The sequence below is a fragment of the Flavobacterium sp. S87F.05.LMB.W.Kidney.N genome (genome assembly GCF_004366435.1).
Classification (GTDB): Bacteria; Bacteroidota; Bacteroidia; order Flavobacteriales; family Flavobacteriaceae; genus Flavobacterium.
Window position 1 is genome coordinate 557,787 of sequence record NZ_SODX01000002.1, and the last position, 22,834, is coordinate 580,620.

Consider the following 22,834-nt stretch of genomic DNA (forward strand, 5'->3'; position numbering starts at 1 on the left):
TTTTTATCAAAAACAGCGGTTCTTTGTCTGTTCAAAATAAATTTAAAAGAAAACTAAAATTAAAGAAGCTATCAAAAAAGTAAAGAAAATAATATCTAGAACCCTAATTGGGTTGATTTTACTTTTGTTAGCATTAGCTATTACATTATCACTTCCTGTAGTTCAAACTCAGATTGCCAACTATCTGACCAATTCTTTAAACGAAGATTTTAAAGTAAATATTAGTGTAGAAAAAACGGCGATCAACATTTTTGGAGGTGTAAAATTGAAAAATGTGATGATTTTAGATCATCATAAAAAAACTTTGATTTATTCGGATATCATTACTACAGATATTGCCAGCTTCACCAGACTGCTGGACGGCGATTTGATTTTTGGCGATTTACGTTTGACAGGTTTAATTTTTAATCTGAAAACGTATAAAGGCGAAGACGAAAATAATATCAATAAGTTTATAAAAGCCTTTGAGGTTAAAAATACTCCGAAGAAAAAATCAACAAAACATTTCCTTTTAACTGCAAAAAATGCTTACATCGAAAAGGGAAGATTTTCTGTTGTAGATGAAAATAAAACAACGCCTTTATTTTTAGATTTTACCAAACTAAATGCTTATATAAGTGATTTTAAATTGTATGGACCAGATGTAACTACTAGGATTCATCGATTTTCATTTATGGATCACCGCGGTTTGTATGTTTCTAATTTTGCAGGGAAATTTGCGTATAGCAAAAAACAGATTAAGGTTGAAAATTTAGCAATTACAACCAAACGATCTTCAATTTACGGTTTAGCCATTTTAAATTATAAACCAGAAGATTTCATTGATTTTACAGACAAGGTCAAGTTTAATGTTGTAATAGATTCAGCATCGATTGCAACAAATGATATTCGTAATTTTTATGATGGCTTAGGTAAAAATCAGCATTTTAAACTAAAAACAAAATTAGATGGTCCGCTAAATAATTTAACACTTTCTAAATTAAAATTAAGCGATACAAACGGATCAAAAATTAACGGAACTATAAATTTCAAAAATCTTTTGGGCAGTAAAACTCAGAAGTTTTTTATGGACGGTAAATTTGATAAACTGCTTTCAAGTTATGATAATTTAGTGGTTTTGCTTCCAGAGGTTTTAGGTAAAAAACTTCCGAAAGAACTTAAAAGAATAGGAAAATTTAATATTGTCGGAAAAGCAAAAGTTTCTACAACAGCATTAGAAACAGATTTTAAAATGGCAACCGATCTCGGAAATGGACAAGTCGATCTTCATATGAATAATATGGATTTTATTGATAAAGCTTCATATTCTGGAAATATTATCCTGACTAATTTTGATGTTGGTGCGGTTCTAGCCCGAAAAGATATCGGAAGAACAACGCTGAATCTGGATGTGGATGGAGTTGGTTTTACAGAAAAGTATTTGAATACGATTATAAAAGGAGATATTTCGAAATTAGATTATAACAAATACACGTATAATAATATAGTAGTAAATGGAAATTTTAAACTGCCGTATTATAAAGGTCAAATTGCGATAAATGACCCAAATCTGAATTTAAATTTTGATGGTTTATTAGATTTAAGTAAAAAAGAAAATCGTTATGATTTTCATATTAATGTTGAGAATTCAGATTTAAGAAAACTGAAATTTATCAACGATTCCATTTCTCGTTTCAAGGGAGATGTTGTGGTTCAGGTAACGGGAAATTCGATAGAAAACCTTCAAGGGAACATTTTTATAAAAGATGCTGAATATCAAAATCCAAAATCCAATTATGTTTTTGAAGATTTAACGATCAATTCCAATTTTGACGCAGACAGACTAAGAACTATTACAATTAGTTCAAATGATGTTGTAGACGGAAAAATTGTTGGAAAATTTAGATTTGACCAATTGGATAAATTGGTAATGAATTCCGTTGGAAGTTTATATACCAACTATAAACCTTATAAAGTTAGAAAAGGCCAGTTTTTGCGCTTTAATTTCCGTGTATACGATAAAGTGGTAGAAATGCTTTATCCAGACATTAATATCGATTCGTCTACAGTTGTTCGAGGAAAAATCGATTCAGATTTACAGGAATTTAAATTCCGTTTTAGATCACAAAAAATTACGGCCGCTAAAAATACATTTGATAACATTCGAATTAATATCGATAATAAAAATACGCTTTACAATGCATACATCGAGTTAGATAGTATCAAAACGCCTTATTATAAGATTCGTGATTTTAATTTGATTAATGTTACATCAAAAGATACGCTCTTTGTACGTTCTGAATTTAAAGGCGGTAATGCAGGTGAAGATTACTTCAATCTCGATTTGTATCATACTATTGACAAGAATAAAAACAATATTGTCGGAATCAAGAAATCAGAGATGAAGTTTAAAGACTATATATGGTATTTAAACGAAGATTCTGAGAAAGATAATCAAATTGTTTTTGATCAGTATTTTAAAAACTTTACGATCGATAATATTATTTTATCGCATGAAAATCAGAAAATTGATTTAAATGGTGTCATTAAAGGAAGTGATTATAAAGATCTCGTCCTGAATTTTGAAGATGTTGACATTAATAAAATTACGCCTCTAAATTCCAAGTTTGTATTTAATGGAAATTTAAATGGAAACATAAATTATAAACAGAATAAGAATGTTTATCAGCCTACCGCGTCTATAAAAATAGATCATCTTGTTTTAAATAATACAGAGCTGGGAACACTTAATTTTGATATTTCTGGAGACGAAACTTTTAGGAAGTTTACGGTCAATTCGTCTATACAAAATGGTTTTACAGAATCATTTAGAGCCGGAGGAACTTTTGCAGTTGAGAACAAAGAAACGATATTGGACATGAACTTAAAACTGGAAGGTTTTAATCTTGCAACTTTAGGAACGGTTGGAGGGGATGTCCTGTCGAATGTGAGAGGTTCTGTTTCTGGAAATGCAGCTGTTGTAGGGAATTTGAAAAAACCAGAAATAAACGGACGATTGTATGTTGAAAAGGCAGGAATGACTGTGCCCTATCTAAATGTCGATTACGAATTAAGCGATCGAACAGTAATTGATTTGACAAATGAGAAATTCTTGTTTAGAAATAATCAGCTGACGGATACTAAATATGGAACAAAAGGTTTGTTGAATGGAAGTATTGAGCATCATAATTTTGGAGATTGGAAATTAGATCTAAACATAACTTCTAAACGATTATTGGCACTTGACACAAAAGATAGTGACGATGCTGCGTATTTTGGTACGGCTTTCATAAACGGATCGGCTAGTATAAGAGGTCCAGTAGAAAGTTTATTTATTAAGGTTGATGCCAAGTCTGAGAAAGGAACTGAAGTTAAGATACCTATTAATAATGTACAAAGTGTTGGAGAGAGTAGCTGGATTCATTTTGTTACGCCAAAAGAAAAATTTAATCTCGCAAACGGAATTGTTGAGAAAACCAGAAATTATAACGGACTTGAACTAGAGTTTGATTTTGATATTACGCCAGATGCAGAAGTCGAAGTTATTCTCGACCGAAATTCTGGCCATGGTATGAAGGGAAAAGGATACGGGTCGCTTTTATTTAAAATTAATACGCTGGGTAAATTTAATATGTGGGGAGATTTCCAGGCATATGAAGGAACTTATAATTTTAAATACGGCGGACTTATCGATAAAAAATTTGCTGTTAAAAAGGGAGGCTCTATTATTTGGGAAGGAAACCCGATGCGTGCTCAGCTGAATTTAGAAGCAGTTTATAAAACTCAGGCCAATCCTGCTGTACTTTTAGATAACACTTCTTCATTCAATAAAAAAGTTCCTGTAGAAGTTGTAATTGGATTGAGAGGAGATTTGGCAAGTCCAGAACCTAATTTTGATATTCAGTTTCCATCTGTGAGTAATGTCTTGAAATCGGAGATACAATATAAGTTAGACGATAAAGATATTCGTCAGACACAGGCGTTATATTTATTATCTACAGGTTCGTTTATGAGTACAGACGGTTTTAGCCAAGGAGATTTCTCTGGTACTTTAACAGAAACTGCATCTAGCTTATTAGGCGGAATTATAAAATCAGATAATGATAAAGTCAACATAGACTTAAACTATATTGCTGCCGATAGAAGAATGGGGCAGGAAGTAGATGGCCAGTTTGTGGCGAATATATCTTCTCAGGTTAACGAAAGAATTACAATCAATGGTAAATTGGGAGTTCCTGTTGGAGGTGTAAATGAATCTGCCATCGTAGGAGATATTGAAATTCTTTATCGTGTTAATGAAGACGGTACAATGAATCTTCGTTTATTCAATAAAGAAAATGATATTAATTATATCGGGCAGGGAATTGGTTATACACAAGGAGTAGGTATTTCTTATGAAGTCGATTTTGATACTTTTAGTGAATTAGTCAATAAGCTGTTTAAGAATCATAAAATTGAAAAAGCTGTAAAAGGTTCGTCAGACGATCTTCAAGATTCTTATTTAAATCCTGATTACGTGAACTTCACCAGTAAAAAGGATGCGGAAAAAAATAAAAAGAAAGCGGAGAAAGAAGAAGAGAAAAAGAAAAAGGAGGAAGAAAAGAAGAAAAAACAAGAACCAGTTAATAATCAAGGTTTAATTCCAGATAACGATTATTAACAGTTTGTTAAAAATATACATTTATAAACCATTATACTTATAATGGTTTTTTTTGTGCTAAATTTAGGGCCTCTATTCGAATTTTTCATGTGAGAGAGAAATTCCGATTTTTATAACACTTCATTTAGGTATTGTTAATTTTGACGATTTAATTAAAAAAATAGCGATTTATTATTTTAAATGAAATTTTTACCTATAAAAAACTTATTAACGAAAACGTTTGAATTTAACATATTTTATTAATTTATAATAATCATAACCTAATAAGTGCTGAATGTTTGCTAATTTTACACTTTAATACTTAAATAATGCCAAAAACAATAAAAAAAGTAGGTGTTCTTACCTCAGGAGGAGATTCACCTGGAATGAATGCTGCAATTAGATCAGTTGTTCGAACTTGCGCATATCATAATATAGAATGCATCGGAATTTATAGAGGGTATCAAGGAATGATTGAAGGAGACTTCAAAGAAATGGGACCTCGTAGTGTAAATAATATTGTAAACAAAGGTGGAACGATCTTAAAATCGGCTCGTTCAGTTGAGTTTAGAACCCCTGAAGGTAGAAAAAAAGCACACGAAAACCTTGTAAAAGCAGGAATTGATGCTTTGGTAGTTATTGGTGGAGATGGAAGTTTTACTGGAGGTTTGATTTTTAATTCAGAATATAATTTCCCAGTTATGGGAATTCCAGGTACAATTGATAATGATATTTATGGTACAAGTTTTACTCTAGGGTACGATACTGCTTTAAATACTGTTGTAGATTGTATTGATAAAATTAGAGATACAGCAAGTTCACATAACCGTTTATTCTTTGTAGAGGTTATGGGTAGAGATGCTGGTCACATTGCACTTAATGCAGGTATTGGAGCTGGTGCAGAAGAAATTCTTATTCCTGAAGAAGATTTAGGTCTTGATAGATTATTAGATTCACTTCAAAAAAGTAAAGCTTCAGGGAAATCATCAAGTATAGTTGTTATTGCCGAAGGAGATAAAATTGGTAAAAATGTATTCGAATTAAAAGATTATGTTGAAGCTAATTTACCTGAGTACGATGTACGTGTTTCTGTTTTAGGACACATGCAGCGTGGTGGTTCTCCATCTTGTTTCGACCGTGTATTGGCGAGTCGTTTGGGTGTAAAAGCAGTAGAGTCTTTAATTGAAGGAAAATCAAATTATATGGTTGGACTTAAAGAAGATAAAGTGATTTTAACGCCGCTTGAGCAGGCAATTAAAGGAAAATCTGAAATCGACAGAGAATTATTAAGAGTGTCTGACATCATGTCAACATAACCTAATATAAAAGTTTAAAAAGAAGAGAAGTTTATTGTGAGGAAATTAGACTTTGAAATAGTGTAATAAAAACAAAAGCAAAAATTTAGTAAAATGTCAAAAGTAAAATTAGGAATAAACGGATTTGGACGTATCGGAAGAATCGTTTTTAGAGAGTCTTTCAATAGAGATAATGTAGAAGTTGTTGCAATCAACGATTTATTAGATGTTGATCACTTAGCTTATTTATTAAAATATGATTCAGTTCACGGTCGTTTCGACGGAACTGTAGAAGTTAAAGAAGGAAAACTTTATGTAAACGGAAGAAATATCCGTATCACTGCAGAAAGAAATCCAGCTGATTTAAAATGGAACGAAGTTGATGTAGATGTTGTTGCTGAATGTACTGGTATCTTCACAACTATCGAAACTGCAAGTGAGCACTTAAAAGGTGGTGCTAAGAAAGTTATCATTTCTGCTCCTTCTGCTGATGCTCCAATGTTTGTAATGGGAGTGAACCACGAAACTGCAAAAGCTTCTGATTTAGTTGTTTCTAACGCATCTTGTACTACAAACTGTTTAGCTCCATTAGCTAAAGTTATCCACGATAATTTCGAAATCGTTGAAGGTTTAATGACTACTGTTCACGCAACTACTTCAACTCAAATGACTGCTGACGGACCTTCTAGAAAAGACTGGAGAGGTGGACGTGCAGCTGCAATCAATATCATTCCTTCTTCAACAGGTGCTGCAAAAGCGGTTGGAAAAGTTATCCCTTCTTTGAATGGAAAATTAACTGGAATGTCTTTCCGTGTTCCTACTGCTGACGTTTCTGTAGTAGATTTAACTGTGAAAGTAGCTAAAGAAACTACTTACGAAGAAATCTTAGCTGTATTGAAAAAAGCTTCTGAAAACGAATTGAAAGGTATCTTAGGATATACTGAAGATGCTGTTGTTTCTCAAGACTTTATTTCAGATAAAAGAACTTCAATCGTTGATGCTACTGCAGGTATCGGTTTAAATTCAACTTTCTTCAAATTAGTTTCTTGGTATGACAATGAGTATGGATACTCAAGCAAATTAATTGATTTATCTGTACATATTGCAGGTTTAAAATAATAATATATATTTTTGCAAAATCCCGTTAGTCAAATAACGGGATTTTCTTATTTTGTTACCTCTATAATTAATGTAAAAAGTACACTTTTAAGTTGAGAATAGGGAAGACCTAATCCAAAAACAAAAAAAAATGAAATTAATAGTTGATAGTGGATCTACTAAAGCCGATTGGATTGCAATTGATGATAATGGAAAAGTATTATTCACGACACAAACCTTAGGATTAAATCCTGAAATTCTTGACGGTCCAGAAATTATTGAAAGATTAAACGATCGTTTTGATATTTTACAAAACAAAAAAAATGCTACTCATTTATTCTTTTACGGTGCCGGATGTGGTACTGATAGAATGAAAACAGCACTATCACAAATTTTCCAAGAGTATTTTGTTAACGCTATTGTTGATGTTCAAGAAGATACTTACGCAGCCGTTTATGCAACAACTCCAAAAGGACAAGAAGCAATCGTTTCTATTTTAGGAACAGGATCTAACTGCAGCTATTTTGATGGTAAAGTATTACATCAAAAAGTACAATCATTAGGATACATTGTTATGGATGATTGCAGCGGAAATGTTTTCGGAAAGGAATTAATTAGAAAATACTATTTTAATAAAATGCCTAAAGAATTGGCTGTTGAACTTGAAAAAGAGTACGACGTTGATCCAGATTTTATTAAAAATAAATTATATAAAGAACCAAATCCAAATGCTTACTTAGCAACCTATGCGAAGTTTTTAATTAAGCACAAAGACACTGAGTTCTGCAGAAAAATTATCTTTAAAGGAATGAAATCTTTCGTTAAGAATTATATTAAACAATTCGATAACTGTAAAGAAGTTCCAGTTCATTTTGTAGGTTCTATTGCATTTTATTTGAAAGATGAATTACAAGAAACATTCAATAAATATGAACTACAATTAGGGAATGTTTTAAGAAGACCTATTGATGGATTAATTGCGTACCATGTTGCTAATCAATAGTTCTGGTTTTATGGAGATTGCCATTATTGCTCATGATGGAAAAAAAGCTGATTTAATTGATTTTTTAATCAAAAATGAAGCTGTTTTGCATAATGAAAAGATAAGGCTGATTGGTACAGGAACTACGGGAGGAAAAGCCGAAGCTGCTGGTTTTAAAACACAGAGAATGCTTTCTGGTCCGCTGGGCGGAGATGCGCAGATTGCGGGAAGAGTAGCGGAAGGAATAACGCAGATGGTTTTCTTTTTTAAAGATCCTTTGTCAAGTCATCCACACGAAGCAGATATCAATATGTTGATTCGTGTTTGCGATGTACATAATGTGCCGCTGGCAACAAATGAAGCAACGGCACAATTATTATTAGATGCTATTGCACAGCAATTATAGAAATCTCAACATTTACATTTTTTGGCAGACAAGCCACTTGAACCGTTTCACGAGCTGGAGCGGTTTTTTCGTTAAAATAAGAACCGTAAACGGTGTTAATAGCGCCAAAGTTATTCATGTCCATAATGAAAATAGTAGACTTCACTACATTTTCAAAAGTCATACCTGCTGCCTCCAAAATAGCTGCAATGTTCTGCATAACCTGATTGGTTTCGTCATTAATGTTAGCTGTAATCAATTCTCCTGATTCAGGATTGATTGCAATCTGCCCAGAAGCATAAAGCGTGTTTCCAGATAAAACGGCTTGATTATAAGGTCCGATTGGAGCCGGAGCTTTCTCGGTAAAGATGATCTTTTTCATAATAAAATTATTTTGATTCGAAAGTAGTTTATCTATTAGAAACGCTTCGTTTGTTCCATTTAATATCACTAAGCATACCAGATTTAATTCCGATGAAGAAATTCCAGTTAGAGTTTGTTCCAAGAGGCTGCCAGTTAAATGCCATTCTCCAGCTTAATAAATCTCTTTCAAAACGGAATTGCGTAAAAGTAACCCCTTTTTGTACGAAATCGTAACCAGTAGAAACCCCGCCTTTCCATTTTGGCGTAATATCTGTGTTAATCGAAATCATAATAGAGTTTCCTGAAATTTCATTTTGCCTGTTGGTATTTGAATACGTTAATGAGTAGGCTAAAGTCATATCCCATGGAATTTTCGAATTAAAGAATTCCGTAATTACATCCTCTTTTTCAGGTTCATTAGCAAACTGACTGTTTCTGCTGTCATTTAAATCTGTATTCGTACCAAATAAGTCATCACTTCGTCCTCCATTCCGCTGACTCTGAGTATTTTTTTCTTTGCCGGTTCCTTTGTTCGAAAATGAATAATTAACCGTTAAATTGGCACTTGTAAGTCTAAATAAACTTCCGCCATTGTCAATATTGAACTTGTCGATTTTTTGGTTACCACTGTCCAGCGCATACGGATCAAGTGTTGCACCAAAATTCATATTCATTTTATTGTCAAAAAACTGTGTTCCACCGCTTACTAAAACAGGCTGCCAGCCGAAAGTAGTTTTTCCGTCAGCATCAAAATTATAACTTGTGCTAAAGTTTAAATTGTTTAGCAGCATTATTTTTTTAGGTTCTGTTTTTGTGCTGTCTCGGTCTCTTACTTTGGCTTCAAAAGTATTACTCAAAGCAAAACCAACTATGTTTGAATTGTCTTTTCCAGGCTGTCCAAAAAGACCGTTTTCAAATCTTGTATATTCAGAAGTAATTCTTCCAGTAGCATCAACCGCATATGTGTCGTAATAACGTTCAAAACTTGGTGTGTAAGCATAAGTAATGCTCGGACGCATTACGTGTCGAATCGATTGAATTCTTTTGTCATCACCAAAATTGAAAGTTCCGTAAATAGTAGTTCCTAAATTGGTACTGAAATTATAAGTTCTAAAAGAGTCAAAACCATTTACAGTTGTATTAACTGCTTTTCCTTCAGCTGAATCGTAATTTTTGGATACGGTTTTATTAACCCACGTTTCTTGATAAGTCGTTGAAGCTCCCGCACTAAAATATTTAAAAATTTTAAAGTTGGTACTAAGCGGAATGGTATGCTGCATTCCTAACTGAGCATCGTTAAACATCTGCGGCTTAAAAAACAAAGAATCTTTTGTTTTAAAATAGTTTTTACCGCTTACGCTATATTGTAAGTTAATGTTTTTAATTAAGCCCTTTTTAACGCCGTCTTTTCCAACAAAAGGGTATACACGGTCAATACTTCCCTGTAATGACGGAAGAGTCATGATAATGTCTTCTGTTTGCGTATTTTGCTGATGCGTTGCCGACAACGAAATACGAGAACCAGGAATAGTGTTAAAAGTTTTATTGTAAGATATCGACGAACTTAATGTGTTGTTCAAATTCGATCCAATATTCGCCTGGTTGATAGATTGTTTAAAGTACTTACTGCTACCCATGTTAACCGATGCAGAAAAGGTTGAATTAGGATTCGATTTCGTATCTTTAGAATGAGACCACTGAATATTATAAATGCCTTGTTTGCTGTAGTCAGGATAGCCGCGTTCGCTGCTAATTAAATTCTCAAAACGAACATTTATATTTCCTCGATACTTATATCTTTTGGCATACGATGATTCAAATCGCATGGCATAACTTCCGTTGGTGTAATAATCTCCAAGTACCGTAAGGTCATAATTGTCGCTAAGAGCAAAATAGTAACCCATATTTTGCAAAGAGAAACCTCTTGTATTAGAGTCATTGTAACTTGGAATGATAATACCAGAAACACTTTTTTCTTGACTCATCGGGAAATAAGCAAAAGGCAGTGCAAGTGGAGTAGGAACATCAGCAATTACCATGTTGGTCAAACCAGTAATTACTTTTTTTCCTGGAATAAATTTTACTTTATTGGTTTGGAAATAATACTCTGGATTGTCAACATCTGTAGAAGTTGTAAAACGGGCGCCTTTTAAGAAGTAAACAGAATCATTTTCTTTTTTAGTAACAGCAGCTTTGATTTTAAATTCGCCTTGTTCAGTTCTCGAATTGTAAATTAAAGCTTTTTTGGTTTTGAAGTTAAAACGAATAGAATCTGGCTGTACTTCGCTGCCTCCTTGTTTGAAATTTGGATATTGAGTCAAAACACCAGCAGAGTCTTTAATTCTTCCAGCGTAAACTTCATCTTTTTCATAATTAAGAACAATTATACCAGATTTTAATTCAACATCTTTATAGTATAATTCAGCTTCATTATACAAAGTAATAAGCTTTTTCTTTTGATCTATCTTGGCGTAATCTTTTGCTTTGTATCTTACTTTTCCATCCAAAAAAGTCTTTTTGGGTTTAACAGTATCAAGCTTTATAGTATCTGTAATTGCAGGAGCTTCTTTATCTGTTTGTTTTACAGCAGGTAAAGGCTTTTTTTTATTTTTTATTTCTTGCGAATATAAATTACCACAACCTATAGTTAGGAAAAATGATATTAAAACGATATTAAATAAGTTTGTATGCAAAGGTTTAAATGCTATTTTTGTAAAATTATGGCTTGTTTTTTGACATGTCAAACTTACATATAATTTTTTGGCAAAAATAATCAATTCTAAAAATTATAACAGCTGCGTTTTATTAAAATTAACTTTTAGATTTATGAATAGAATTAACAAATTTAAGGTAATATTTACTTTATTTCTAACAATACTGTCTTTTTATGCTCATAGTCAGTCAAATGTGTTTAAGGTAACTTTGGATGCCGGACATGGAGATCATGACTTTGGAGCAGTTTATAGTGGGAGAATTGAAAAAAATATTGCTTTAGCTATTGTGTTAAAAGTGGGCAAGATTTTAGAACTTAATCCTAATGTAAATGTAATTTATACTCGTAAAACAGATGTTTTTATAGATTTGGTCGAAAGAGCGAATATTGCCAATAGAGCCAATTCAAATATTTTTGTTTCTATTCACTGTAATGCCAATAAAAATACGGCAGCCGATGGAACCGAAACTTATGTAATGGGTTTGAGTAAAGTTGCCTCTAATCTTGAAGCGGCGAAAAAAGAGAACTCTGTAATTACATTAGAAAAAGATTATAAACGTAAATACGAAGGATATGATCCTAATTCTCCAGAATCAATGATTGGTATGACTTTGATGCAGGAAGAATATTTGGATAATAGTATTTCCTTAGCGAGTAAAATTGAAGAAAACTTTGAAAAATTAGGTAAAAAGCTTCGTCATGGCGGTGTAAAACAAGCACCATTTATGGTACTTCATAAAGCTTATATGCCAAGAGTTTTAGTTGAAACTGGTTTCGTTTCAAATCCGACCGAAGGTAATATTTTAAATTCAGAAGAAGGGCAGGATGATATTGCAAGAGCAATTGCAGAAGCTATCTTAAGCTATAAAAGAGAATATTTTGGTTCTGGAGCACCAGAAGCAGCTGAGAGTCGGCCCATAAGAGATACTACTCCAGCAAAACCAAAAGCAACGGCGCAGGTTGCAGCGGTAAAAAATGCTCCTAAAGGAACATTCTTTAAAGTACAGCTTATTGCCAGTATTAAGAAAACACCTTTAGAACCTAAAAATTTTAAAGGTCTTAAAAATGTAACTATGATCTACGAAAATAATATTTATAAATATTTCTACGAAGAAACTTCAAGTTACGAAACAGCGCAAAAATACTTGCAAGAAGCTAAAAATAAAGGATATGGCGCAGCATTTTTAGTAGCAACTAAAGATGGAGAAAAAATCAGTATTCAGGACGCAATTAAATAATAAGCGTAAGTTCGAATATTTATATTAATTTTGTATAAACACTTAGAATTTTGAAACTAACAAGAGAAATTAAAACGGCTATATTAGTCATCGCATCGATTTTATTATTTATTTGGGGTTATAGTTTTTTAAAAGGCAGAGATCTTTTTACAAATTATAAAGTATTATATGCTGAATATGATAACGTTGAAGATCTATCACCATCAGCTCCAGTAACACTTAACGGACTTGCTGTTGGTAAAGTAAATAAAATTACTATTGATGAAGTAACAGGTAAATTATTAGTTGAGCTTCAGCTTAAAACTGATTTTCCAGTTTCGAAATCAAGCGTAGCTGCAATTTATTCTCCAAGTTTAATTGGAGGTAAACAAATTAAGATTGTTCCAAATTTTGCTGATAAAGAATTAGCAGAAGATGGGCAGAAACTAACTTCTACTGTAGAGCTTGGATTGACGGAATCTTTAGGCGGAAAAATTGAACCAATTCAGCAAAAACTAGATAAAATGCTGATTAATATCGATGTTCTAGTTACAGGTTTAAACAATACTTTAGATAAAACTACACAAGAAAACCTAAAGAAAACAATTGCTGAGTTAAGCCAGACTATGGAGCAGTTTCATAGAGCTTCTGGAAGCCTTAACAATATTTTGGATACCAATAAAGGCCAAATTAGCAGCGTTGTGACAAACTTGAATAAAATGTCAGGTAACTTTAACAAAATATCAGACTCTTTAAACAAAGCAGATTTAGGAAAAACAGTACGTAATCTTAATCAGGCTTTGGCAAAAGTTGATGGTTTAATGAATAATTTAAACTCTGGTAAAGGCACAGCTGGTAAATTATTGAATGACGATGCATTGTATAACAACTTGGCTAAAACTTCAAAAGAGCTTGAATTGTTGTTGCAAGATGTACGTCTTTACCCAACTCGTTATGTAAATGTTTCTCTTTTCGGAAAGAAAAATAAACCATACGTAGCACCAGCAGAAGAAACAAACTCAACTGATAAAAAATAATTATAAATGAGTTATTTAGATAATATTTTATTCGCAATACTTCTTATAGTAGGTTTCGGTTTTTTTGCAGCGAGCGTAAAAAAAATCATCCGAAATATTAATTTGGGAGTTGATATAGATCGAAAAGATAATCCTAAAGCTCGTTGGAAAAACATGGCATTGATTGCTCTTGGGCAGTCAAAAATGGTGAGACGCCCTGTAGCAGGAATACTTCATATCTTTGTATATGTAGGTTTCATAATAATTAATATCGAATTATTAGAAATTATTATAGATGGACTTTTTGGGACACATAGAATTTTTGCACCATATTTGGGTGTTGTTTATGATGTTTTAATTGCTTCATTCGAAATATTGGCAATATTGGTAATTTTTGCTGTCACAGTTTTCTGGATCAGAAGAAATTTTATCAGATTGAAACGTTTTATACATTCAGATTTAACTGGATTTCCAAAAAGCGATGCCAATTATATTTTGTATTTTGAGACTGTTTTAATGATTTTGTTTTTATTAATGAATGCTGCCGATTTGCATTTACAAAATGTTCCAGGCGGTTATTCACATTTTCATAAAGCAGGAAGTTATCCAATAAGTCAGTTTATTGCGCCAATTTTTAATGGTTCGTCTAATGAATTGGTAGGTCTTTTATTCGAAGTTTTCTGGTGGCTGCATATTGCTGGTATTTTAGTTTTTATGAACTATTTATACTTCTCAAAGCATTTACACATTCTTTTAGCTTTTCCAAATACCTATTTTGCAAACTTGAAACCAGAAGGTCAGTTTGATAATTTAGAATCAGTTACAAAAGAGGTTAAATTAATGATGGATCCAAATGCAGATCCGTTTGCTGCTGCACCGCCTGCTGATGAGAATGCTGCTCCGGCTAAATTTGGAGCAAGTGATGTTCAGGATTTAAACTGGGTTCAGTTGTTAAACGCTTATACTTGTACAGAATGTGGACGTTGTACTTCTTCTTGCCCTGCAAATCAAACCGGTAAAAAATTGTCTCCTCGTAAAATTATGATGGATACAAGAGATCGTTTAACTGAAGTTGGTAAAAATATAGATGCTAACAAAGGTGTTTTTGTTCCAGATAACAAGACACTTTTAAATGATTATATTACTCCAGAAGAATTATGGGCTTGTACATCTTGTAACGCATGTGTGGAAGAATGTCCAGTAAACATAAGCCCATTGTCTATTATTATGGATATGCGTCGTTATTTGGTTATGGAGCAGAGTGCTGCGCCAATGTCGCTGAATGCCATGATGACCAATATAGAAAATAACGGTGCACCTTGGCAGTACAGTCAGCAAGACCGATTAAATTGGAAAAACGAGAATTAGAATGTATTGTTTAAACGGTTAATTGTTTTAACTGTTTATCAATTTTAAAATATTTGAGGTTTTTAGTAGGTTATAGTAAGGAGTACGATTAACCAAATAAACGATTAACCGATTTAACAACAAAATAAGATGTCAGAAAGTTTAGTAGTGCCAACAATGGCAGAGATGCTTGCCGAAGGAAAACAGCCAGAAGTTTTGTTTTGGGTGGGTTGTGCAGGAAGTTTTGATGATAGAGCAAAAAAAATTACTAAAGCGTTTGTACGAATTTTAAATCGTACCAATGTTTCTTTTGCGGTTTTGGGTACAGAAGAAAGCTGTACTGGTGATCCTGCAAAAAGAGCTGGAAACGAATTTTTGTTTCAAATGCAGGCCATGATGAATATTGAGGTTTTGAACGCCTACGAAGCAAAAAAAATTGTTACTGCTTGCCCGCATTGTTTTAATACTTTGAAAAATGAATATCCAGAATTAGGAGGAAACTATGAAGTCATTCATCATACAGAGTTTTTAAAATCATTAATTGATGATGGAAGATTAACTGTTGAAGGCGGACAATTTAAAGGAAAAAAAATCACTTTCCATGATCCTTGTTATTTAGGAAGAGCTAATAAAGTTTACGAAGCTCCTAGGGATTTAATTGAGAAATTAGACGTCGAATTAGTCGAAATGAAGCGTTCTAAATCAAATGGTTTATGTTGTGGAGCAGGTGGTGCTCAAATGTTTAAAGATGCCGAACCTGGAAATAAGGAAGTAAACGTTCTTCGTACAGAAGATGCTTTAGAAGTACAGCCGGACATTATTGCAGCAGGATGTCCGTTCTGTAATACGATGTTAACAGACGGAATTAAACATGCACATAAAGAGGGCGAGGTAAAAGTAATGGACGTTGCGGAGTTAATTGCTAATGCGCAGGATTTGTAAAAAAAGGGTCTAAGATTCTAAGGTGTTAAGATGCTAAGTTTTTAACTGAACATGAAACCTTAAACTTGAATCTTGAATCTTGAAACAGATCTAAAATCAACAATCTAAAATCTAAAATTAAAAATGTATATACCTTTTGAAAATTTACCTGGTGAATCCAGAGTTTGGATTTATCAATCGAACAGAAAATTTTCTGAGGAAGAGTTTTCTGAAATCGAAACAGACTTAAAAGCTTTTGTGGAACAATGGGCCGCACACGGAACAAGTCTTGAAGCTTCTTTTTTACTAAAATACAATCGATTTATCATATTGGCTGTTAATCAAGATGTGCAGGCTGCGACGGGTTGTTCTATCGATAGTTCGGTAGAATTTATCCAAAGTTTGGAGAAAAAATATAATGTTGATTTGTTAGATAAAATGAACGTTACTTTTAAACTGGGAGAACATATTGCACATAAACCATTGATCGACTTTAAGAAGATGGTAAAAGATAAATCGGTTTCTGAGAATACGATTGTTTTTAATAATCTGGTTAACAATATCGAAGAGTTCAACGAATCTTGGGAAGTTCCTGCTGCCGACAGCTGGCATAGCAGATTTTTCTAGGAAAAATTTATAAAATATTTGAAAAGGCATGAAATTTTGGTTTTGTGCCTTTTTTTTATTTCAGTAGTTTAAATTGTTTCAAGTTTAAGGTTTCAATTTTTGCTAAAACTTACGGATTAACCATTGTCAAGGTTTTGAACTTTGACAAAGATTGTCATACTGCACTTCTTATGAAAACCAAAACGTCTATTCTAGCCCCAATGGAAGTGATATCCTTTTTCTTGCTTCTTTAGCAAGGAAAAGATTTAACGGACAGCGGGACTACTGGTCTTTTTTGCAGATATTGTGGTGCTGCTAAAAATATTTATTAACTAGAATTAATCTAATTTTGTCAAAAATCTAACAATTTAAAAGCTTAATTGAACGCTATTTTTGAGTAATTTCGTAGAATTAAATTTAATCCATGAAAATAGCAATTGTTTGTTATCCTACTTTTGGAGGTAGTGGTGTAGTAGCCACAGAGTTAGGTCTCGAATTAGCCAGAAGAGGACACGAAATACATTTTATCACATACAGTCAGCCGGTAAGACTGGCACTTTTAAATCCGAATGTCCATTATCACGAAGTAAATGTTCCGGAATATCCATTGTTTCATTATCAGCCGTACGAATTAGCCTTGTCAAGTAAATTGGTTGACATGGTGAAGTTGTACAAAATTGAACTTCTTCACGTGCATTATGCTATCCCTCACGCTTATGCGGGTTATATGGCAAAACAAATGCTTAAAAATGAAGGAATTAATCTTCCTATGATTACTACGCTTCACGGAACAGATATTACTTTGGTTGGAAATCATCCTTTTTATAAACCTGCCGTAACTTTTAGCATTAATAAATCGGATTATGTGACTTCGGTTTCGCAGAGTTTAAAAGATGATACTTTGAAATTATTTAAGATTAAGAATAAAATTAAAGTAATTCCGAATTTTATTGAATTGGATAAGGTTAAAAAAGATCCAACTGCGCCTTGTCATCGTTACGTTATGGCAAATGAAAACGAGAGAATTATTACGCATATCAGTAACTTTAGAAAGGTAAAACGTATTCCGGATATTATTAAGATATTTTATAGTATCCAAAAAGAAATTCCAGCTAAGTTAATGATGGTGGGTGACGGACCTGAGAAGGAAAAAGCAGAGATTTTATGTCAGGAGTTGGGAATTTTAGACAAAGTTATTTTCTTTGGAAACAGCCACGAAATTGATAAAATTTTGTGCATGACAGACTTATTTCTGCTTCCTTCAGAAACAGAAAGCTTTGGTTTGGCTGCTTTGGAAGCAATGGCTTGCGGCGTACCAGTAATTTCTAGTAATTCTGGAGGTTTGCCTGAGGTAAATTTTGATGGTTTTTCTGGATATTTAAGCAACGTTGGAAATGTTGAAGAAATGGCCGAAAATGCTCTTAAAATTTTAAGAGATGATGCGGTCTTGAGTCAGTTTAAGGCAAATGCGCTGGAAGTGGCAAGAAAATTTGATATTAAAAACATTCTGCCTAAGTATGAGGCTTTGTACCAAAAAGCTGTTGATGATTATAAATATGAAAAGCATTAATTTTTAATAAGGATAAATGAAAAAAGTAATTTCTGTTTTAGCAATTTTTGTTTTGGTTTCGTGCGGTGTTAAGAAAGTTGAAAATTCAAATGCTTTGTACGAAGTTTTGACAAAGCAGTCTGACGGCGGCGGTAATATTAAGTTTTTTGAGATCTTGACCGAACCAAATGAGATTAAGATGCTTGAAAACGATCCGCTTTTGGCTGATAAAATGAAGGATCCAAATGTTCATGATTATAATTATGTGATTTTGAATATGGGGGAGAAAAACACAAGCGGTTATTCTATAGACGTTGAAAAGGTCGAAGAAACAGATAAGAATATCATTATTACTGTAAAAGAAAACAGCCCGGCGCAAGATGCAATGACAATGCAGGTGATTTCGTATCCTTACACTGTGGTGAAAATTCATTCTAAGAAAGAGATTATTATTAAGTAATTAGTTTTTTAGTTCTTGGTTCATAGTTCTTAGTGATTAGTACTAGAGTTTGGTACTTAAACTTTAGTACTTATTCTTTGATTTTGTTATTTTAAGTTAAGTGTTATCCTGAGTGAAGTCGAAGGTTTAAGATGTAGAAAGGGCTTCTAGTTCGCTTACCCTGACAAAAACTTTAATCAATAAAAAAAAACCTGTCGCTTTAAACGACAGGTTTCTTCTTACAATTATTTTTTAATTTTTTATTTTAGAATCTGAATTTAACACCTAAACCAACGTCAAATCCAAAATTGTCATCATCATAGTATCCTGAACCAATTTCAGGTCTAGCATCTAATGATAATGTAATTGGCACTTCACTAAATCTATATTCGATACCAATATCTCCTGCTGCGAAAACATAAGTTCCGCTGTCATTATATCTGAAATTATTATTGTAATAGTCATAATCCCAAGCAGCAACTCCACCACCGACACCAGCGTACCAGTTAAATCCTCCGTCGATGTTCCAAACCCATTGGTAAAGGGCAACTCCTTTGATAGCATCAACATCTCTGCTGTTTCTCCAGCCTAAATCAAATTCTAGTCTGTTTTTTTGGTTCAATCCTAATTGGTATGATACTTCTCCTCCGAAACCGTTATTGTCACCTAAACGTAACCCTAACGCATGTTTTGAAATTTCTTGTGATTGAGCCGTAAATGCTAATCCTAAAAGCATAAGGGCTGATAAAATGATCTTTTTCATAAAAATGGTTAATTAATTTTTTTCAAATGTATAATTACAGTCAGATACAGAACGTATAATATTTTTGAAAATTGTTATATAATTCACATTTTCGAAATTAAGATTCTTAAAATTGTTAAAAAATAGGTTTTGGTGAGGTTATTTTAGTATGATTGAAGATATTAATTGGGAAGTTAAAATATCTTCCATTTCAAAAAGATTTTCTTCTTCAACAAAATTAGCTGCTTTGTAAGAGAACAATTTCCAGCGTTTTTTATGGTATTCAAGAGCTGTTAGGTTTTCTACCCAATCGCCAGAATTAAGGTATAAAGTAGAGCCGTGTTTGTTTTCCTTAGTCATAATTTTTGGTTCATGGATATGACCGCAGATTACGTAATCGTAATTTTTTTCGATTGCTAAATCGGTTGCAGTAGTTTCAAAATCAGAAATAAATTTAACTGCTTTTTTTACGCTTGCTTTTATTTTTTTAGAAAAAGAGTAAGGTTCTCGACCGAGCTTTGATAGACACCAATTTACAAATCGGTTTATTAGAATTAAATAATCATAACCTAATCCGCCTAGTTTTGCAATCCATTTTGAATGCTGCACAGAGGCATCAAACACATCTCCGTGAAAAATCCATGCTTTTTTATCGTCTAATTCTAAAACTAATTTGTCGACCAAAGCAAAATTACCCATATTCATATCACTGAATTTTCGAAGTATTTCATCATGATTTCCAGTAATATAATACACTTTTGTTCCTTTAGAAGCCATTCCGATTATACGCTGAATTACTCTTAAATGCGCTTTCGGGAAGTACGATTTACGAAACTGCCAAGCATCAATAATGTCGCCGTTTAAGACTAAAGTTTTGGGTTTAATGCTTGAAAGATAGTTGTTTAGTTCTTTTGCATGACTTCCGTAAGTTCCTAAATGGACATCAGAAAGAACGACCAATTCGACATTTCTTTTTTTCAATTTTTCTTGATTTGAAGTTTTACAAATGAAAGAAAATCTGAGCCGTTTTATTTTATCAAAAGGTTATGAAAAAGCGGATAATTTTACCAAATTGTGATTTTTAATCGGTTTAATGTTTAGTTAATAATACCAGTTTTAAATTTTTTAATTTAATTCATAAAACTTACATTTGCTCAAAACAAAATACAATGGCAGGAAACAGCTACGGCACCCTATATAAAGTTACAACATTTGGAGAATCTCATGGTGAAGCTTTAGGCGGCATTATTGACGGATGCCCTCCAGGAATACAACTTGATTTTGAAGCAATTGAATTGGATATGGCTCGAAGAAAACCAGGGCAGTCGGCAATTGTTACACAACGTAAGGAACCAGATGCAGTTCAGTTCTTATCTGGAATTTTTGAAGGAAAAACTACAGGAACCCCAATTGGGTTTATTATTCCAAATACCAATCAAAAGTCAGATGATTATTCACATATAAAAGATAATTATAGACCAAGCCACGCTGATTATGTTTACGATCAGAAATATGGTTTTCGTGACTATCGCGGCGGCGGACGAAGTTCGGCTAGAGAAACTGCAAGCAGGGTAGTAGCTGGGGCAATTGCAAAACAAATGCTTCCAGAGATTAAGTTTAATGCTTACGTTTCTTCTGTTGGGCCAATTCATTTAGAAACGCCTTATCAAGAATTAGATTTTTCAAAAATAGAAAGTAATCCTGTTCGTTGTCCAGACGAAAAATCTGCAGCGATAATGGAGGAATATATTCGTGATATTCGTAAACAAGGAGATACTGTTGGAGGTGTTGTAACTTGTGTAATCCAAAATGTTCCAGTTGGTTTAGGAGAACCGGTTTTTGATAAACTTCATGCAGAATTAGGAAAAGCAATGCTTTCTATTAATGCTGTAAAAGGTTTTGAATACGGAAGCGGTTTCCCAGGTTCTGAAATGAAAGGAAGCGAGCATAATGATTTGTACAATCCTGACGGATCTACTAAAACCAATCTTTCTGGCGGAATTCAAGGAGGAATCAGCAACGGAATGGATATTTATTTTAGAGTAGCTTTTAAACCTGTAGCAACTATTATGCAGACTCAGGACTCATTAGATAATAAAGGTAACATTACACCAATGACAGGAAAAGGACGTCATGATCCGTGTGTAGTGCCTCGCGCAGTGCCAATCGTAGAAGCGATGGCCGCAATTGTTTTGGCTGATTTTTATTTAATCAACAAAACATATTAATAAAAGGTAAGACAGTGAGGGTCTTATATTTTAATAATTAAAAAGTAAATTAATGCAAGTTACAGAAACTAAAAAAAAATCATTTCTTTCAGGATTAACAGGGCAAATTATAATTGCGATGATTCTTGGAGCTATTTTGGGAATCATATTACACAATTCAATTTCGCCTGAAGCAGCACAATCTTTTAGTACTAAGATAAAAATGCTGGCAACTATTTTTATTCGTTTGGTGCAAATGATTATTTCCCCTTTGGTTTTCACGACTCTGGTAGTGGGAATTGCAAAATTAGGAGATATTAAAACTGTTGGGAGAATTGGAGGAAAAGCTATAGGATGGTTTTTTACAGCTTCATTTATTTCTTTATTAATTGGATTGTTTTACGTAAATATTCTACAGCCAGGTGTTGGTCTAAAACTAGAGCACGTAGATATGGCAGCTGCTACTGAGGTAACTGGTAAAACACAAAATTTATCTTTCGAAAATTTTGTTGAGCATATTGTGCCAAAAAGTATTGTTGAAGCAATGGCAACAAATGAAATCCTGCAGATTGTAGTTTTTTCTATTTTCTTCGGATTAGCTGCAGCATCTTTAGGAGAAAAGGTAAAACCTATTATTGGAGCCTTTGATAAGTTGTCTCACATTGTTTTAAAAATGGTAAACTATGTAATGAACTTTGCTCCAATTGGAGTTTTTGGTGCTATTGCAGCTGTTTTTGCTATTAGAGATGCTGAAGAATTGGTAATTACTTATTTTAAATTTTTCGGATCGTTCTTAATCGGTATTAGTACATTGTGGGTGCTTTTAATAGCTGTTGGTTATATTTTCTTAAAAGGAAGAATGACAGAATTATTAAGACGTATCACTGGGCCATTAGCAATTGCTTTTGGAACAACTAGCAGCGAGGCTGTATTTCCTAAACTAACAGAAGAATTAGAAGGTTTTGGAGTAAAAGATAAAATTGTTTCTTTTATGCTGCCGCTTGGTTATTCGTTTAATCTTGATGGAAGCATGATGTATATGACTTTTGCCAGTATTTTTATTGCACAGTTTTACAATGTACATTTAGATTTGGGAACTCAAATGGCGATGCTGTTAGTATTAATGCTAACCAGTAAAGGTATTGCAGGTGTTCCAAGAGCAAGTTTAGTTGTTGTTGCGGCAACTTGCGGCATGTTTGATATTCCAATTGAAGGTATTGCATTGATTCTGCCTATTGATCATTTTTGTGATATGTTTAGAAGTGCAACAAATGTACTTGGAAATGCACTGGCAACTTCTGTTGTAGGACAGTGGGAAGAAGGTAAAGAATAACAA

Annotated in this window: 18 protein-coding genes; 14 read left to right on the forward strand and 4 right to left on the reverse strand. The window is 33.1% G+C overall.

Features of this window, described 5'->3' with window-relative positions; translation table 11 throughout:
• Nucleotides 1-112 precede the first annotated feature (112 nt).
• The 5 genes from EDB96_RS08290 to EDB96_RS08310 all read left to right on the forward strand — a co-directional run bounded on the left by EDB96_RS08290 (nucleotide 113) and on the right by EDB96_RS08310 (nucleotide 8,399).
• Nucleotides 113-4,639: a translocation/assembly module TamB domain-containing protein gene (locus EDB96_RS08290; protein ID WP_134140129.1), complete on the forward strand. Its 4,527-nt coding sequence runs from the start codon at nucleotides 113-115 to the stop codon at nucleotides 4,637-4,639.
• A 308-nt stretch (nucleotides 4,640-4,947) separates the two neighbouring features.
• Nucleotides 4,948-5,934 (forward strand): 6-phosphofructokinase, encoded by a 987-nt coding sequence (gene pfkA, locus EDB96_RS08295; protein ID WP_057116497.1) that lies wholly within the window; start codon nucleotides 4,948-4,950, stop codon nucleotides 5,932-5,934.
• A 93-nt stretch (nucleotides 5,935-6,027) separates the two neighbouring features.
• Entirely contained in the window at nucleotides 6,028-7,032 is a 1,005-nt protein-coding gene (gene gap / locus EDB96_RS08300; protein ID WP_057116496.1) for a type I glyceraldehyde-3-phosphate dehydrogenase, read from the forward strand.
• A 130-nt stretch (nucleotides 7,033-7,162) separates the two neighbouring features.
• Entirely contained in the window at nucleotides 7,163-8,014 is an 852-nt protein-coding gene (locus tag EDB96_RS08305) for an N-acetylglucosamine kinase (RefSeq protein ID WP_057116495.1), read from the forward strand.
• Between the two features lie 10 nt (nucleotides 8,015-8,024).
• A complete protein-coding gene (locus tag EDB96_RS08310; protein ID WP_044048067.1) occupies nucleotides 8,025-8,399 on the forward strand; it encodes a methylglyoxal synthase in 375 nt (124 codons plus the stop codon).
• Here EDB96_RS08310 and EDB96_RS08315 read toward each other — a convergent pair.
• On the reverse strand, nucleotides 8,380-8,760 hold the full coding sequence (locus EDB96_RS08315) for a RidA family protein (protein WP_057117004.1): 381 nt from the start codon (nucleotides 8,758-8,760) through the stop codon (nucleotides 8,380-8,382). The two genes, EDB96_RS08310 and EDB96_RS08315, sit on opposite strands and share 20 nt — an antisense overlap.
• Nucleotides 8,761-8,788: 28 nt before the next feature.
• Nucleotides 8,789-11,485 (reverse strand): putative LPS assembly protein LptD, encoded by a 2,697-nt coding sequence (locus EDB96_RS08320; RefSeq protein WP_057117003.1) that lies wholly within the window; start codon nucleotides 11,483-11,485, stop codon nucleotides 8,789-8,791.
• Nucleotides 11,486-11,567: 82 nt separating this feature from the next.
• On the opposite strand from EDB96_RS08320, the gene EDB96_RS08325 reads away from it, so the two are divergent.
• The 7 genes from EDB96_RS08325 to EDB96_RS08355 all read left to right on the forward strand — a co-directional run bounded on the left by EDB96_RS08325 (nucleotide 11,568) and on the right by EDB96_RS08355 (nucleotide 18,570).
• Nucleotides 11,568-12,692, forward strand: a complete 1,125-nt coding sequence (locus EDB96_RS08325; protein ID WP_057117002.1) for an N-acetylmuramoyl-L-alanine amidase — start codon at nucleotides 11,568-11,570, stop codon at nucleotides 12,690-12,692.
• Between the two features lie 50 nt (nucleotides 12,693-12,742).
• Nucleotides 12,743-13,708 (forward strand): MlaD family protein, encoded by a 966-nt coding sequence (locus EDB96_RS08330; protein ID WP_134140130.1) that lies wholly within the window; start codon nucleotides 12,743-12,745, stop codon nucleotides 13,706-13,708.
• Nucleotides 13,709-13,714: 6 nt separating this feature from the next.
• A complete protein-coding gene (locus EDB96_RS08335; RefSeq protein ID WP_134140132.1) occupies nucleotides 13,715-15,055 on the forward strand; it encodes a (Fe-S)-binding protein in 1,341 nt (446 codons plus the stop codon).
• Nucleotides 15,056-15,184: 129 nt separating this feature from the next.
• Nucleotides 15,185-15,976, forward strand: a complete 792-nt coding sequence (locus tag EDB96_RS08340) for a (Fe-S)-binding protein (RefSeq protein ID WP_134140133.1) — start codon at nucleotides 15,185-15,187, stop codon at nucleotides 15,974-15,976.
• A 123-nt stretch (nucleotides 15,977-16,099) separates the two neighbouring features.
• Nucleotides 16,100-16,582: a hypothetical protein gene (locus EDB96_RS08345; RefSeq protein ID WP_057116491.1), complete on the forward strand. Its 483-nt coding sequence runs from the start codon at nucleotides 16,100-16,102 to the stop codon at nucleotides 16,580-16,582.
• 403 nt (nucleotides 16,583-16,985) lie between these two features.
• Nucleotides 16,986-18,131, forward strand: coding sequence for an N-acetyl-alpha-D-glucosaminyl L-malate synthase BshA (bshA, locus tag EDB96_RS08350; RefSeq protein WP_057116490.1), 1,146 nt, complete (start codon nucleotides 16,986-16,988; stop codon nucleotides 18,129-18,131).
• Nucleotides 18,132-18,147: 16 nt separating this feature from the next.
• Nucleotides 18,148-18,570, forward strand: coding sequence for a protease complex subunit PrcB family protein (locus tag EDB96_RS08355; RefSeq protein ID WP_057116489.1), 423 nt, complete (start codon nucleotides 18,148-18,150; stop codon nucleotides 18,568-18,570).
• 244 nt (nucleotides 18,571-18,814) lie between these two features.
• Here EDB96_RS08355 and EDB96_RS08360 read toward each other — a convergent pair whose 3' ends face one another.
• The gene (locus tag EDB96_RS08360; protein ID WP_057116488.1) at nucleotides 18,815-19,312 is read right to left on the reverse strand and encodes a hypothetical protein; all 498 of its coding nucleotides are present in this window, start codon (nucleotides 19,310-19,312) and stop codon (nucleotides 18,815-18,817) included.
• 138 nt (nucleotides 19,313-19,450) lie between these two features.
• Nucleotides 19,451-20,272, reverse strand: coding sequence for a UDP-2,3-diacylglucosamine diphosphatase (locus EDB96_RS08365; RefSeq protein WP_057116487.1), 822 nt, complete (start codon nucleotides 20,270-20,272; stop codon nucleotides 19,451-19,453).
• A 188-nt stretch (nucleotides 20,273-20,460) separates the two neighbouring features.
• Here EDB96_RS08365 and aroC point away from each other — a divergent pair, with 188 nt between their 5' ends.
• Nucleotides 20,461-21,519, forward strand: a complete 1,059-nt coding sequence (gene aroC, locus EDB96_RS08370; protein WP_113679383.1) for a chorismate synthase — start codon at nucleotides 20,461-20,463, stop codon at nucleotides 21,517-21,519.
• A 52-nt stretch (nucleotides 21,520-21,571) separates the two neighbouring features.
• Nucleotides 21,572-22,831, forward strand: coding sequence for a dicarboxylate/amino acid:cation symporter (locus EDB96_RS08375; RefSeq protein ID WP_134140134.1), 1,260 nt, complete (start codon nucleotides 21,572-21,574; stop codon nucleotides 22,829-22,831).
• The last annotated feature ends 3 nt before the right edge of the window (nucleotides 22,832-22,834 follow it).

Coding starts and splice junctions, on each gene's coding strand:
- gap (WP_057116496.1), top strand. CDS start 6,028: ATGTCAAAAGTAAAATTAGGAATAAACGGATTTGGACGTATCGGAAGA.
- EDB96_RS08340 (WP_134140133.1), top strand. CDS start 15,185: ATGTCAGAAAGTTTAGTAGTGCCAACAATGGCAGAGATGCTTGCCGAA.
- EDB96_RS08310 (WP_044048067.1), top strand. CDS start 8,025: ATGGAGATTGCCATTATTGCTCATGATGGAAAAAAAGCTGATTTAATT.
- EDB96_RS08360 (WP_057116488.1), bottom strand. CDS start 19,312: ATGAAAAAGATCATTTTATCAGCCCTTATGCTTTTAGGATTAGCATTT.
- EDB96_RS08355 (WP_057116489.1), top strand. CDS start 18,148: ATGAAAAAAGTAATTTCTGTTTTAGCAATTTTTGTTTTGGTTTCGTGC.
- EDB96_RS08305 (WP_057116495.1), top strand. CDS start 7,163: ATGAAATTAATAGTTGATAGTGGATCTACTAAAGCCGATTGGATTGCA.
- EDB96_RS08345 (WP_057116491.1), top strand. CDS start 16,100: ATGTATATACCTTTTGAAAATTTACCTGGTGAATCCAGAGTTTGGATT.
- aroC (WP_113679383.1), top strand. CDS start 20,461: ATGGCAGGAAACAGCTACGGCACCCTATATAAAGTTACAACATTTGGA.
- EDB96_RS08335 (WP_134140132.1), top strand. CDS start 13,715: ATGAGTTATTTAGATAATATTTTATTCGCAATACTTCTTATAGTAGGT.
- bshA (WP_057116490.1), top strand. CDS start 16,986: ATGAAAATAGCAATTGTTTGTTATCCTACTTTTGGAGGTAGTGGTGTA.
- pfkA (WP_057116497.1), top strand. CDS start 4,948: ATGCCAAAAACAATAAAAAAAGTAGGTGTTCTTACCTCAGGAGGAGAT.
- EDB96_RS08375 (WP_134140134.1), top strand. CDS start 21,572: ATGCAAGTTACAGAAACTAAAAAAAAATCATTTCTTTCAGGATTAACA.
- EDB96_RS08315 (WP_057117004.1), bottom strand. CDS start 8,760: ATGAAAAAGATCATCTTTACCGAGAAAGCTCCGGCTCCAATCGGACCT.
- EDB96_RS08325 (WP_057117002.1), top strand. CDS start 11,568: ATGAATAGAATTAACAAATTTAAGGTAATATTTACTTTATTTCTAACA.